Source organism: Streptomyces sp. CB00316 (assembly GCF_001905595.1).
Classification (GTDB): Bacteria; Actinomycetota; Actinomycetes; order Streptomycetales; family Streptomycetaceae; genus Streptomyces.
The window spans coordinates 22,852-35,360 of record NZ_LIXI01000006.1 but is presented as its reverse complement, the minus strand read 5'-3'; the positions used below and the strand labels follow the sequence as shown (position 1 = coordinate 35,360).

The 12,509-nt window shown below is 70.8% G+C and carries 9 protein-coding genes; 4 read left to right on the top strand and 5 right to left on the bottom strand.

From position 1 onward, the window contains the following. Positions 1-105: 105 nt before the first annotated feature. A complete protein-coding gene (locus tag AMK21_RS18390) occupies positions 106-663 on the top strand; it encodes an acyl-CoA thioesterase (RefSeq protein ID WP_073879265.1) in 558 nt (185 codons plus the stop codon). A 15-nt stretch (positions 664-678) separates the two neighbouring features. On the opposite strand, the gene AMK21_RS18385 is transcribed toward AMK21_RS18390, so the two are convergent. Beyond that, positions 679-2,064, bottom strand: coding sequence for an LCP family protein (locus AMK21_RS18385; protein ID WP_073879263.1), 1,386 nt, complete (start codon positions 2,062-2,064; stop codon positions 679-681). A gap of 322 nt (positions 2,065-2,386) precedes the next feature. Between AMK21_RS18385 and AMK21_RS18380 the strand changes: the two genes are divergently transcribed. Continuing rightward, the gene (locus tag AMK21_RS18380; RefSeq protein ID WP_073879261.1) at positions 2,387-3,418 is read left to right on the top strand and encodes a glycosyltransferase family 2 protein; all 1,032 of its coding nucleotides are present in this window, start codon (positions 2,387-2,389) and stop codon (positions 3,416-3,418) included. Between the two features lie 98 nt (positions 3,419-3,516). On the opposite strand, the gene AMK21_RS18375 is transcribed toward AMK21_RS18380, so the two are convergent. The 4 genes from AMK21_RS18375 to AMK21_RS18360 all read right to left on the bottom strand — a co-directional run bounded on the left by AMK21_RS18375 (position 3,517) and on the right by AMK21_RS18360 (position 9,632). After that, on the bottom strand, positions 3,517-5,253 hold the full coding sequence (locus AMK21_RS18375) for an LCP family protein (RefSeq protein WP_199863230.1): 1,737 nt from the start codon (positions 5,251-5,253) through the stop codon (positions 3,517-3,519). Between the two features lie 37 nt (positions 5,254-5,290). Next, positions 5,291-7,051, bottom strand: a complete 1,761-nt coding sequence (locus AMK21_RS18370) for an LCP family protein (protein WP_383853716.1) — start codon at positions 7,049-7,051, stop codon at positions 5,291-5,293. A gap of 224 nt (positions 7,052-7,275) precedes the next feature. Beyond that, on the bottom strand, positions 7,276-8,703 hold the full coding sequence (locus tag AMK21_RS18365) for an LCP family protein (RefSeq protein ID WP_073879257.1): 1,428 nt from the start codon (positions 8,701-8,703) through the stop codon (positions 7,276-7,278). A 176-nt stretch (positions 8,704-8,879) separates the two neighbouring features. Then, positions 8,880-9,632 (bottom strand): TIGR03089 family protein, encoded by a 753-nt coding sequence (locus AMK21_RS18360; RefSeq protein WP_073879255.1) that lies wholly within the window; start codon positions 9,630-9,632, stop codon positions 8,880-8,882. A 137-nt stretch (positions 9,633-9,769) separates the two neighbouring features. Here AMK21_RS18360 and AMK21_RS18355 point away from each other — a divergent pair, with 137 nt between their 5' ends. Both AMK21_RS18355 and AMK21_RS18350 read left to right on the top strand, forming a co-directional pair. Continuing rightward, positions 9,770-11,320 (top strand): peptidoglycan recognition protein, encoded by a 1,551-nt coding sequence (locus AMK21_RS18355; RefSeq protein WP_199863229.1) that lies wholly within the window; start codon positions 9,770-9,772, stop codon positions 11,318-11,320. A gap of 81 nt (positions 11,321-11,401) precedes the next feature. Beyond that, on the top strand, positions 11,402-12,493 hold the full coding sequence (locus tag AMK21_RS18350) for a nucleotidyltransferase family protein (RefSeq protein WP_073879251.1): 1,092 nt from the start codon (positions 11,402-11,404) through the stop codon (positions 12,491-12,493). Positions 12,494-12,509 lie beyond the last annotated feature (16 nt).

The window sequence follows — 12,509 nt, the reverse complement described above, 5'->3', positions numbered from 1 at the left end:
CCGTCCCGACCCACAGCTATTACAGGGTGTAAGGGAAATCGCACCAGGGCTGTTGCGAAGCTGATGCATTCTGCGGGATCAGGGCCCGCGCATAAGGTGGACTGTATGACAGATCAGGCCACCCGCTCGGAGCGCTCGGAAGAAGAGATTCCGGGCAAGCCCACCGCCGCGTCCCGCACGACCCTCAGCCACATCATGACCGGCAGCGACACCAACCTCCTGGGTACGGTGCACGGTGGCGTGATCATGAAACTGGTCGACGACGCGGCGGGCGCCGTGGCCGGACGGCACTCCGGTGGGCCCGCGGTGACGGCGTCGATGGACGAGATGGTGTTCCTGGAGCCGGTCAGGGTGGGTGACCTCGTTCACGTACGTGCCCAGGTGAACTGGACCGGCCGCTCCTCCATGGAGGTCGGTGTCCGCGTGATGGCCGAGCGCTGGAACGAGTCGACGCCCGCCCAGCAGGTCGGCAGCGCCTACCTCGTCTTCGCAGCCGTCGACGGCGACGGCAAGCCGCGCCGCGTACCGCCGGTGATCCCCGGGACCGAGCGCGACAAGCGGCGCTACCAGGAGGCGCAGATCCGGCGCACCCACCGCCTCGCGCGCCGCCGGGCGATCAAGGAGCTGCGGGAGAAGCGCGTGGCCGACGGGATCGACGACTGAGGTCCCGCAGGCGTCCTACGGGCACACCACCTCGTCGCCCGTCACCGTGGCGAACTCGCCCGTCTGCTTGCTCTCCGCCCGCACCGGCCGCACCTCCGTGAAGTCCGCGCCGGCCGTTACCTCCATCGTGGCGCCCTGCCCCTTCACCGCCTTCAGCTCGCTCCCTGGCAACGCGGTGGCCAGCGACTTCGCCGACCGGTCCCAGCGCGGGTCGTACGTCACGAGCGTCCGCGCCAGGTCACGCAGCTTGCCGTTGAGCGGGGCGTCGGTGGTGTCGAAGCCGGTCGCGCGCAGCCCGGCGTCCACGTCCTTGCCGAGGCCGTCCTTCGGGGTGCCGTTGTAGACCTGTACCCGGATCTCCTCCGGCGCCACGTCCACCAGGGTCGCCTGGGCCTTCTTCGAAGCGTCCGACGCCTGCTCCGGCTTCGCCGGGGCCAGCGGCTTGTCCTCGCGCAGCGCCTGGAACAGCTTCTTCGACTTCGCCGCGTCCCACTGGACCGTGGAGCCGACGCCCTTGACCGGGAAGCTCGGATTCCCGATGGGGACGGAGGTGAACTCCGACGACGCCGGGCTGAAGTCCTTCATCGCCCTGCCGAGCGCCAGCATCTGCTCCGTACCGAACCCCTCGTCCGCCCGGACCGAGCCCAGCACCGACGCGGAGGCCTGCTGGAACCGCACGGGGTTCAGCAGCACCCCGTTGCTCGTCGCCTGCTTGATCAACGCCGCCATGAACTTCTGCTGGCGCTGCATCCGGCCCAGGTCGGATGCCACGTCGACATGGCGGGAACGTACGTACTGGAGCGCCCTGCCGCCGTCGAGCTGATGCGTACCGGCGGGCAGGTCCAGTCCGGTGTACGCGTCCTTCATCGGCCGGGCCGTGCAGATCTGCACCCCGCCCACCGCGTCGACCGTCTTCATGAAGCTGGTGAAGTCGACCTCCAGATAATGGTCGACCTTGACGCCGGTCATGTGCTCGACCGTCCGCACGGTCAGCGTCGGCCCGCCCTCCGCGTAGGCGGCGTTCAGCTTCACCGGGTGGCTGTCGTGCTTCTTGCCGGTGGTGCGGTCGGTGTGGGCGGGGATCTCCGCGTAACTGTCCCGGGGGAGGCTCACGACGCTCGCCCGCTGCTTGTCGGCCGAGAGGTGGACCAGCATGATCGTGTCGGTGCAGTGGCAGGGCGCGCCGCCCAGCTTGTACTTCTGCTTCTCCGCCTTGGTGATGGTGTCCCGGCCGTCGGTGCCCACGAGCAGCAGATTGGTCCCACGCCCGGACTGGGGGCGGTTCTTCATGTCCTTGAACGGGTCGACCCGGCCGATCCCGCCCTCCAGGCTGCTCACCACGGCGTGGCCGATCCCACCCGCGCCCAGCACCAGCACCGAGAGCCCGGTGGCGACCCGCATGCCCCAGCGCGGGCGCTCGTCCTGCTTCCGGGAGCGGACCGGCCGTCCACCCTGCGGTGGGCGGTGGCGCGGGGGAGTGGCGCGGGGGCGGGGCGGGCGCTGCGGTGGACGGTGGGCGGGCACGAGGGGGACACCTCCGCGGTGCGAGGGGACCATCGCACGGTAGGCCCATACGATCTCCCGCCCCGGCCCGCCACCCGGCGGCGCGCGCACCGGTGTCCCCCATTCGCGGTAACGTGGCGGCCGAATAACGCCCCCTCCCGGGGTGCCCGCCTCCTGGGCGCGGAACCCCTGGCGCCCCCGAGGACCCCCTGAGGACCACATGTCTGCCGCGCAGTACCCCGCCGTCTCCGTGATCATGCCGGTGCTCAACGAGGAACGCCATCTCAGGAACTCGGTCCGGCACATCCTGGAGCAGGAGTACGCCGGTGAGATGGAGGTCGTCATCGCGCTCGGCCCCTCCACCGACCGCACGGACGAGATCGCCGCCGAGCTGGTCGCCGAGGACCCCCGGGTCCACACGGTCCCCAACCCCACCGGCCGCACCCCCGCCGCCCTCAACGCGGCGATCAAGGCCTCCCGCCACCCCGTCGTCGTACGCGTCGACGGCCACGGCATGCTCTCGCCGAACTACATCGCGACCGCCGTCCGCCTCCTGGAGGAGACCGGCGCGCAGAACGTCGGCGGCATCATGCACGCCGAGGGCGAGAACGCCTGGGAGGACGCCGTCGCCGCCGCGATGACCTCGAAGATCGGCGTCGGCAACGCGGCCTTCCACACCGGCGGCCAGGCGGGCCCGGCCGAGACGGTGTACCTCGGCGTCTTCCGGCGCGAGGCGCTGGAGCGGGCCGAGGGCTACAACGTGGAGTTCATCCGCGCCCAGGACTGGGAGCTGAACTTCCGGATCCGCGAGGCGGGCGGGCTGATCTGGTTCTCGCCCGAGCTGAAGGTCCAGTACCGCCCGCGCCCCACGGTGAAGGCGCTCGCCAAGCAGTACAAGGACTACGGCCGCTGGCGCCACGTCGTCGCCCGCTACCACTCCGGCTCCATCAACCTGCGCTACCTCGCGCCGCCGACCGCCGTCGTCGCCATCGCGGCGGGTCTGGTGCTCGGCGCGGCCGTCACCCCGTGGGCGCTTCTCGTCCCCGGCGGATACCTGGCCGCGATCGTCGCCGGGTCCGTGCCCGCCGGCAAGGGGCTCTCGCTGAAGGCCCGCGCGCAGATCCCGGTGGCGCTGGCGACCATGCACATGTGCTGGGGCTTCGGCTTCCTCACCAGCCCGCGCTCCCTGGCGAAGCGGGTCATCGCGAGCCGCCGCCCGTCGCTCGCGGGCAGCAGCAGCGAGACGGTCTGAGGCCCGGACCCCGCGGTTGAAGAGGGCCCCACCGGTGCCGACCGGTGGGGCCCTTCGCCTACGCACGTTCCGCTATCGGGCCACCCGGGCCACCCGGGTCACCACGTGTACTTCGGGTCGACCTTCATGCAGCCTTCCTCCTCGCCGTTCTGCGCGCCCGCCGATTCCGGGGTCTTCTCCGTGCCCTTGGAGACGGGGTAGGCCCCGCCCTCGCGCCAGTCGGCGCCCACGGCGAGCGAGATGCCCGAGACGTCGGTCGACCTCTTCACCTGCGATAGCGGGACGCCGAGCGCCTTGGCGACCGCCTGGGCGTCACCCTCCAGATCCGCGCTCGGGAACAGGATCGAGGTCCGCGCCGACCCCGCCACGTTGTCCGGGTCGATGGTGGCCCTCGCGAAGCCCGCCTCCTTGAGCAGCTTCTCCACGTCACCCGCCCGCCCCGAGACCGGCCCCAGGGCGTCGGTGGCGGTCCCGTTCCGTACGGCCACGGCGATCTCGCCGACCGGTGCCGACGGGTCCTTCGGCTCCTCCTTCTTCCGCCTGGACGCCTTGCCGTCCAGCGGCAGGTCCTCGCGGACCATCCGGAACAGCTGCTCGGCGTCGCCCGCCTTCGGGTACACGCGGCCCGCGTTGACGCCGGTGCCGTACACGTTCGGCATGGTCGACATCGTGATGCGCTTCGTCGGGACCTTCTTCAGCTCCTCGGCCAGGTCGTAGAGCTTCCTGACCGTGTCGAGCCCCTTGTCGACCGTCAGCGCGGTGGTCGCGGCCTCGGCCAGGTTCATCAGCTTCGCCGGGTCGGAGAGCTTGGTGCCCTTGCGCAACTGGCGCACCATCGAGTTCATGTACTGGTGCTGGGCCTTGGCCCGCGCCAGGTCGCTGCCGTCCTCGAAGCCGTACCGGGTGCGCAGCCACTGGAGTGCCTGCTCGCCCCGGACGGAGTGGGTGCCCGCCTCCAGCCTCAGCCCGGAACCACCGCGGCCGTTGGCGCCGCGCGAGTGGATGTTGGCGGTCACACAGACCGGGACGCCGCCGATCGCGTCGGCCATCGAGACCACACCGGCGAAGTCGATCATCATGAAGTGGTCGATCCGGATGCCGGTCAGCTCGTACCAGGCGGCCACCGTGCAGCCCGGACCACCGCGGCGCAGGCTCTGGTTGGTCTGCACGTCCACCGTGCTGGCCGGGAAGACCTCACCGTCAGGGGCCGTGCACTTGGGCATCTTCAGCATGGTGTCGCGCGGCATGCTGACCACGGAGAGGTTGGAGCGGTCCGCGGAGAGGTGGAGCAGCATCTGCACGTCGGCGAGCGGAGGGGCGCCGAAGGTCTCCTTCGCGCCGCCCAGCTTCTGGTTCTCCGCGGAGTCCCGGGCGTCGGAGCCGATGAGCAGGATGTTGAGCGGGGTCTGCCCGGCGGCGTTGGCCTTGTGGTCGGCCATCTGCTTGTCGCCGAGGGTCAGGTCCCCTTTCCTGATGTTGCCGTTGAGGTGCTCGTAGTAGAGGTAGCCGGCCCCACCGGCGGCGAGTATCAGCAGGGCGAGTACGGAGGAGACCCAGCGCAGGGCGCGCCGTCTGCCGCTCTTCGGGGCGCGGCGGCTGCTCCGGCCCCGGCCGTTTGTGCCCCGCGGCCCGGCCCGACGTCCCGGGCCGTCGCCTGCCGACCTCGCCGCCGGTTCGCCCGCCCCGGCGTCATCGCTCTCGCGGCGCGTACGGCCCCCGCCGTCCCCGTCCCCGTCCTCGTACAGGCCCCCGTCCCCACCGGGCCGATCCGCGTGACGGACGCGTGACCGTGTCCCCTCCCCGTGCGTACTGCTCCGTCCCACCGGACCCCCCATGCTGTTCAGATTTCCGCTGTGACGCGGTGACTCGGTGTCACTTGGCGCAGACCGCCTTGTCCGCGCTCGACTTCTCGACGTCGTCCGGCATCTTCGCCGGTCCCGTGATGGGTATGCCCGCGCCCTTGAAGTCCGCCCCCAGCGTCAGCACCATCGTCTCCAGCCCCTCGGCGTCGGCGGTGCCCTGCTTCATGGCCGCGGCGGGCAGGCCCATCATCTCGGCGAGCGCGCGGGCCTGGTCGGCCTGGTTGGGCGCGTAGGCCAGGGTCGTCTTCTTGATCTGCTCGGGGGCGTTGGCCTTGTTCGTGGACTTCAGCACGCCCTGCTGGTTCTGCAGCCAGGTGACGGTCGCGCCCGCGGCGCCGGAGATCTCCCCGCCATTGAGCACGTCCACGCGTACGTCGGCGGGCGCGGCCTTCGGGCCCCTGAGGAGGGCCGCCTGCTTGCCCTTGGCGGCCTTCTCCTTCTGCTTCACCTCGGTGAGCGAGGTGTCGGAGCGCAGCATCGCGAAGAGCTGCTCACCCTTGACCGGGTCCACGACCACGGTGATGGGCTTCGGCTCGGCCGGGTTGTCGATGACCGGCATCGTCAGGAAGGTGATGTTCTTCGTGTCGACCTTGCCGATCTCCTGGGCCAGCGTCATCAGCTTCTTCGCGTCGCCGATGCCCGTGTCGACCGTCAGCGCGTTGGTGGCCGCGTCGGCCAGCGTGTACAGCTTCTTCGGGTTGGTCAGGGTGTCGCTCGACTTCATCTCGCGGATCATCGAGGCGAGGAACTGCTGCTGCACCTTGATCCGGTCGAGGTCGCTCTCGTTGCCGAAGCTGTGCCGGGTGCGCAGAAGGGCCAGGGCCATCTCGCCCTGCACCTCGGACTTGCCCTCGGGCAGCTTCAGATGGGACTTAGGGTCGTCGACCGGCTTTGCCATGCAGACCTCGACGCCGCCCACCGCGGTGGTGAGCTCCTTGACCGCGTTGAAGTCGACCATCATGAAGTGGTCGGGCTTGACGCCGGTGATGTTCTCGACCGTCTTCATGGTGCAGCCGGGATTACGGCCGCTCTGGCCGAGGCTGGTGTTGAAGCGTTCGTTCGGGGTGCCGGGGATGGTCGTGGAGGTGCCGTCCGATCCCTTCGTCTCGCACTCGGGGATCTCGGTCATCAGGTCGCGCGGGATGCTCATCGCCGTCGCGTTGGTCCGGTCCTCGGAGACGTGGAACAGGATGGTGGTGTCGGCGTGGCCCTCGCTGCCCTTGTCGCCGTACCCCTCGTTGCCCTTGCCGGTGCGCTTGTCGGTGCCGATGATCAGGATGTTCATCGGGCCGTCGCTGAAGACGTCCTTGTTGCCCTGGTCGCCGATGTCGATGGCGTCGATGTTCCCGTTGAGCTTCTCGTAGAGGATGTACGCGCCCACCGCGGTCGAGACGACGAGGAACGCCGTCACCCCGCCCGTCCACATCAGCGCTTTCTTGCGCGCCTTCGGAGCCTTGCGCTTACGGCGCCCCGCTGTGGCCGTGGCCTCCGCGCCGCGCCCGCCGCTCCGGGATGACCGGCGGCTGCGCTGGCCGGGCACCTCGGGGGAGTTGGTCCCCCGCCGGCCGGAACCCTCACGGTCCTCTCGCGGAGCACCGGTCCGCGCGTCGCCGCGGCGGCCGGAATCCTCGGCAGTGGCCGTACGCGCGGCGACCGGCGACTCCCCTGCGGATTGGTCCAGTCGCAGTTCGTAATTGCCGGTGTGCGGGTTGAGTACCCACTGGTCTGCGGGGTCGATATCGTCCGCCCGCCCACGGCTTTGCGCATCCACGGTTGCCTGAGTCCTCCGTCGGTGCCACGCGAGGCGCCCTCCCCCGGCGAGGCGCTCGTTCCTTCGCTCCGGCAGTGCACGACCTGATGGCCGGAAGCACCGGATCGCGTCACACTATCCGCCCCGCCCGTAAAGGAGCGACGTGCGTGACCCACACCACGCTTCTTACAACCGGGCATTCTTCCCATTGCGCGTCGATCGTCTTCTATGTCTTGGTAATTGCTTTACTGCTCACACAGGTCGTCCGCGGCACTCGAACCCGAATAGGTGGGTGTCGGGGTCGGGCTTTCGGAGTCGGAGCCGGTGTCGTCCGGCTTCTCGTCCTGAGCTTTCTCCTTCTCTTCGAGCTCGTCCGCCGGAACTACCGCCACGGGCTTGTCCTCGCGCAGCTGCTTGAAGAGTTCGCTCGCGTCCGGTTCGACGAGTTCGTCCCGATTCGTGTTCTGGCGGTACGGCTGCCGGGGCACGGTCAGGAACTGCACCTGGTCGGTCGGCACGTCGCGCATGCTCCGCACCAGGTCGTACAGGTCCCGCAGCGAGTCCAGGCCCGGGTCGGTCGTCAGCGACTTGGTCGCCGCGTCCAGGACCGGGTAGAGCCGCGTCGGGTTGAGCAGGACGCCGTTGCTCTGCATCTTGTTGACCAGGGCGCCGAGGAACTTCTGCTGGCGCTCCATCCGTTCGGTGTCGCTGCCGTCGCCGAGGGTCTTGCGTGCCCGTACGTAGCCGAGCGCCTCCTCGCCGTTCAGCGTCTGCCGCCCGGCCGGGAGCTCCAGGCGCGCGTCCTTGTCGTCGATCGGCTCCTTGAGGCAGATCTCGACCCCGTCCACGGCGTCGACCATGTCCTTGAACCCGTTGAAGTCGACGACCATGTGGTGGTCGATCCGGATGCCGGTCAGCCGTTCCACCGTACGGATCGTGCAGGCGGTGCCGCCGAGTTCGAACGCCGAGTTGAACTGGGTGAACTGCTCCCGCGTCTCCTTGGCGTCCCCGGTGCGGCACTTGGGGACCTCCACCATCAGGTCGCGGGGGAGTGACACGGCGGTCGCGCTCTTCCGGTCCGCCGCGAGGTGCAGCAGGATCGTGGTGTCGGAGCGCTGGCTGCCGCCGTCGTCACGGCCGTACTCGCTGTTGTCGCCGGACCGGCTGTCCGACCCGATGAGCAGGATGTTCTGGGCATCCATGACGACCGGGGCGGGCCGCTCCTTCTCGTAGACCTTCAGCTCGGCGGCGGCGCCGGTGTCGGTGGTGATGTTGCCGTCGAGCTTCTTGTACAGCCACCAGCCCGCCCCCGCGGAGATCAGCACGAGGAACGAGGCGCCGAGGGCGGCCCACCGCAGCCAGGGCCGCTTCCGGCGGGAGGTGCCGCCGTCCTTGGGGTGGTCGGCCCAGGTCTGTACCCCGGCGGCGGTCTGGACCTCGTCACCGGAGTCCTGCGGGGCGTGGGCGGCGTCGCCGTCGCTGCCGTGCTGGTCGCCGTCGGTATCCGTGGCCGCGCCCTGAGGCGTGTCGTTCCCGGGTGCGGGCCCGGGCTCGGGCTCTTCCTTCGAGTCCGTGGCCTCCGGCTCTTCCTGCGACCCGTCCTGCGGCGTGTCCCCGGCCGGGAGGTCCGGGTCGGCCGGCGTGCCAGCACTGTCGGTCACGTCTGCGTCCATCCTTCACGTTCGGCGGCGCGATGGGCCGCCGGTCGCAGGAGTAGACGGCTGAACCTCGCGCTTGGTTGTGCACTGCCCAGAGAGTGGTCTGTACCGCCGATCATCTACCCCCGCCGACGATCGTTACCGGGGGCTCGGCCCGCTGTGGGCCGGACGAGTGCACCTCAGCGCGCTTGTCATACCGCCGTGTTGGTGACCCGCTCGCTCTCGACCCGCTTCGCCAGGCCCTCCGCGCCGAGCTGCCCGAGGTGCCGGCAGAGGACCACGGACCCCCCGGAGGCCAGTGGCGCGAAGAGACCGGTGCTCAGCCCCTCCCAGGTGTCGAACGTGTGCCCGGTCAGCAGCCGGGACCCCGGTACGAGCCCGAGGGCCTCGGCGTCCTCGCGGGCCTTCGCGACGAGTTGCGCACCGGTCAGCTCGACCCCGCCCACGGTCAGCGCCGGAGCCTGCGGGTCCACCGGGGCGAAGGGGACGAAGCGGTCGCCCTGGCTCGGCACCTCCACCGCGTAGTCGGCGAAGCCCTCTGGCGGCTGCGGGAACCGGCCGCCCAGCGGGCGCAGGGCCAGCGCGACCCGCTCACCGCGGCAGGCCCGGGCCCGCTCCAGCGTGTCCGGCCCGCTCACCACGAGGTCGGCGGCGGCCGGCTCGCCCTGGACATCGGCGACGACCCCGGCCGAGGAGCAGGCGAGCAGCCAGACCGCGGACTGCCAGTGCGCGGGGAGGAGCAGCGTGAGCCGGTCTCCGGGCTCGGCGGCGAGGTCGCCCTGGAGCAGATTGGCGGTCTTGGCCACCCAATTGGCGAAGGTGGCCACCGACAGTTCGACGCGTTCTCCGGTGGCGTCGTCGTAGAAGGTGACCAGGGGGCGGGCCGGGTCCGCGGCGAGGGCGGATCGCAGCAGGTCGGCGGCGGTACGGTCGCTGGAGTTCATCCGCGCAAGAGTACGCGGGGAGGCTGTGCGGGGCGGGCTGAACGGGTGTCACGTACACCGGTTCGGCAGGCAGGGCGTCAGACGCAACTCTCCGCCCAGGTGGCCGGACTTGTCTGGTTATGGCCAGGATCATGCGTATGCGTGCACTACTTGTCACCTCAGTCGGCGTCACCTGTGCAGTGGCCCTCACTCTGCCGCTCGCCACTCCCGCGGCCTCCGCCCCCGCTCCCCACTCCGCTTCGGCCCCGCCTCCCTCCACGTCCCCGGCGTCACCGGGTGCGGGACCGCCTTCGGCACAGGCCGAAGCGACGACGAGCGAAGCCCCCACGCCTGACACCTCCGAAACCGACCCCCGTACGAACACCCCCGAACCCCGCGTAGCCGAGTCCCCCGGAACCGCGTCCGCGGCCGAACCGGCGGGCTCCACGCAGTCGCTGCCCCTGGCGCCCCTCGCCGTCCCCTCGAACCGGGTCGCGGGAGCACCGGCGGTCCGGGGCGTGCCCCAGCGCGACGTCCGGCCCTTCTCCCTGGTGGGCGTGGTCTGGGACGACGCCGGGGCCGAACTGCACGGCACGGTCCGGGTCCGCACCCGGGCCACCGGCACCACGCGCTGGTCCGACTGGCAGGACGTCGAGAGGCACGGAGCCGAGCACGCCGCCGACCTCGGCAGCGCGGAGCGCGAGGGGCGTACGGTGCGGGGCGCGACGGCTCCGCTCTGGGTCGGCGACTCGGACGGCGTAGAGGTACGCGTACGTCCGGAAGCCCCGGACCCGCAGGGCCGGTCCGCCACCCCCGTACCGCTCCCGGAAGGCATGCGCCTGGAGCTCGTCGACCCCGGTGACGACCCCGGTGAGGCCGCCGCTCCGGAGCCCGCCCGCGGCGCCCCTGCCAACCGGGCGGCCACCCCCGCAGTCTTCGCGGACACCCCGCCGGCCGCCGCCCTGCCGGAGGTCCTGACGGCCGAGGTCGCCGCGGCCTCGGCGGTCAACGCGGAACTCGCGGAGCTCGGCGCGACCGTCATCCCCGCCCTCACCCAGGCGGAGACGCTGGAGTCGGTGAACCTGGCGCCCGGCGCGAAGCCGTACATCGGCCCCCGGCCGAAGATCGTCACGCGCAAGGGCTGGGGCGCCGACGAGAGGCTCCGCGAGAGGAACTTCGCGTACACGAAGTCGGTCAAGGCGGCCTTCGTGCACCACAGCGCGTCCGGCAACAACTACACCTGCAAGCAGGCCCCCTCGGTGCTGCGCAGCATCTACCGCTACCACGTCAAGAGCAGTGGCTGGCGCGACTTCGGCTACAACTTCGCCGTCGACAAGTGCGGCACCATCTACGAGGGCCGGGCCGGAGGCGTCACGAAGGCGGTCCTGGGAGCACACACCCTGGGCTTCAACACCAACACCATGGGCATCGCCGTACTCGGCTCCTACGCCTCCACCAACCCGCCCGCCGCCGCGGTGACCGCCGTCTCCAAGCTCACGGCCTGGAAGCTCGGGCTGTTCGGCGGGAACCCGAAGGGCAAGGTGACGCTCGTCTCCGGGGGCAGCAACAAGTACAAGGCGGGCGTGAAGGTCAAGATGAACGTCATCTCGGGCCATCGGGACGGTTTCGCAACCGAATGCCCCGGAGCGCGTCTTTACGAGAAGCTCGGCACGGCCAGGACCAGCTCCGCCAAACTGCAGGGCCGCTGACCGGTTCATGTCGGACCGGTCTGCTTAGACTGGCCAGCCATATACCCAGGCCAGGCCCCAGCAGGAAGCAGAGACGGCGCTGTGACAGAGGCAAAAGAAGCGATCCTCCTGGTCGGTGGCAAAGGCACCCGGCTGCGCCCGCTCACGGTGCACACCCCGAAGCCGATGGTCCCGGCGGCGGGGGTCCCCTTCCTGACCCACCAGCTGGCGCGGGCCAGGGCGGCCGGGGTGGAGCACATCGTGCTCGCCACGTCCTACCTGGCCGAGGTCTTCGAGCCGTACTTCGGCGACGGTTCCTCGCTCGGCCTGCACATCGAGTACGTCACCGAGCAGGAACCGCTCGGCACCGGCGGCGCGATACGCAACGTCGCGGCCAAGCTGTCCTCCGGACCGGACGAGCCCGTCCTGATCTTCAACGGCGACATCCTGACCGGGCTCGACATCCGGGCCCTGGTCTCCTCGCACAACGACGCCGGGGCGGACGTCTCGCTCCACCTGACCCGGGTGGAGGACCCGCGCGCCTTCGGTCTCGTACCGACGGACGCGACGGGCCGGGTCACGGCCTTCCTGGAGAAGCCGCAGACGCCCGAGGAGATCGTCACCGACCAGATCAACGCCGGCGCGTACATCTTCCGGCGCTCGGTCATCGACACCATTCCGGCGGGCCGCCCGGTCTCCGTGGAGCGCGAGACCTTCCCCGGTCTGCTCGCCTCCGGAGCCCACCTCCAGGGCATGGTCGACTCCACCTACTGGCTGGACCTCGGCACCCCGCAGGCCTTCGTACGCGGCTCCGCCGACCTGGTCCTGGGCCGCGCCCCGTCCCCGGCCGTCCCGGGCCGCTGCGGCGACCGCCTGGTCCTGGAGACGGCCACCGTCGCCCCGGACGCCAAGCTCACCGGCGGCACGGTGATCGGCGCCGACGCCGTGATCGGCGCGGGCGCGAGGATCGACGGCTCGGCGGTGCTGGCCGGAGCGGTGGTCGAAGCGGGCGCGGTCGTCACGGACTCGCTCATCGGGGCGGGCGCGAGGATCGGCAGCCGTACGGTCCTCAACGGCGCGGTCATCGGGGACGGCGCCCGGGTGGGCGCGGACAACGAACTGCGCGACGGGGTCAGGATCTGGTGCGGGGCGGTCCTCCCGGACGCCGCGATCCGCTTCTCGTCGGACCAGTAGGGCGGCTCGGCCCCGT

Coding starts and splice junctions, on each gene's coding strand:
- AMK21_RS18375 (WP_199863230.1), bottom strand. CDS start 5,253: ATGGGGGGTCCGGTGGGACGGAGCAGTACGCACGGGGAGGGGACACGG.
- AMK21_RS18360 (WP_073879255.1), bottom strand. CDS start 9,632: ATGAACTCCAGCGACCGTACCGCCGCCGACCTGCTGCGATCCGCCCTC.
- AMK21_RS18390 (WP_073879265.1), top strand. CDS start 106: ATGACAGATCAGGCCACCCGCTCGGAGCGCTCGGAAGAAGAGATTCCG.
- AMK21_RS18385 (WP_073879263.1), bottom strand. CDS start 2,064: ATGCGGGTCGCCACCGGGCTCTCGGTGCTGGTGCTGGGCGCGGGTGGG.
- AMK21_RS18365 (WP_073879257.1), bottom strand. CDS start 8,703: ATGGACGCAGACGTGACCGACAGTGCTGGCACGCCGGCCGACCCGGAC.
- AMK21_RS18380 (WP_073879261.1), top strand. CDS start 2,387: ATGTCTGCCGCGCAGTACCCCGCCGTCTCCGTGATCATGCCGGTGCTC.
- AMK21_RS18355 (WP_199863229.1), top strand. CDS start 9,770: ATGCGTGCACTACTTGTCACCTCAGTCGGCGTCACCTGTGCAGTGGCC.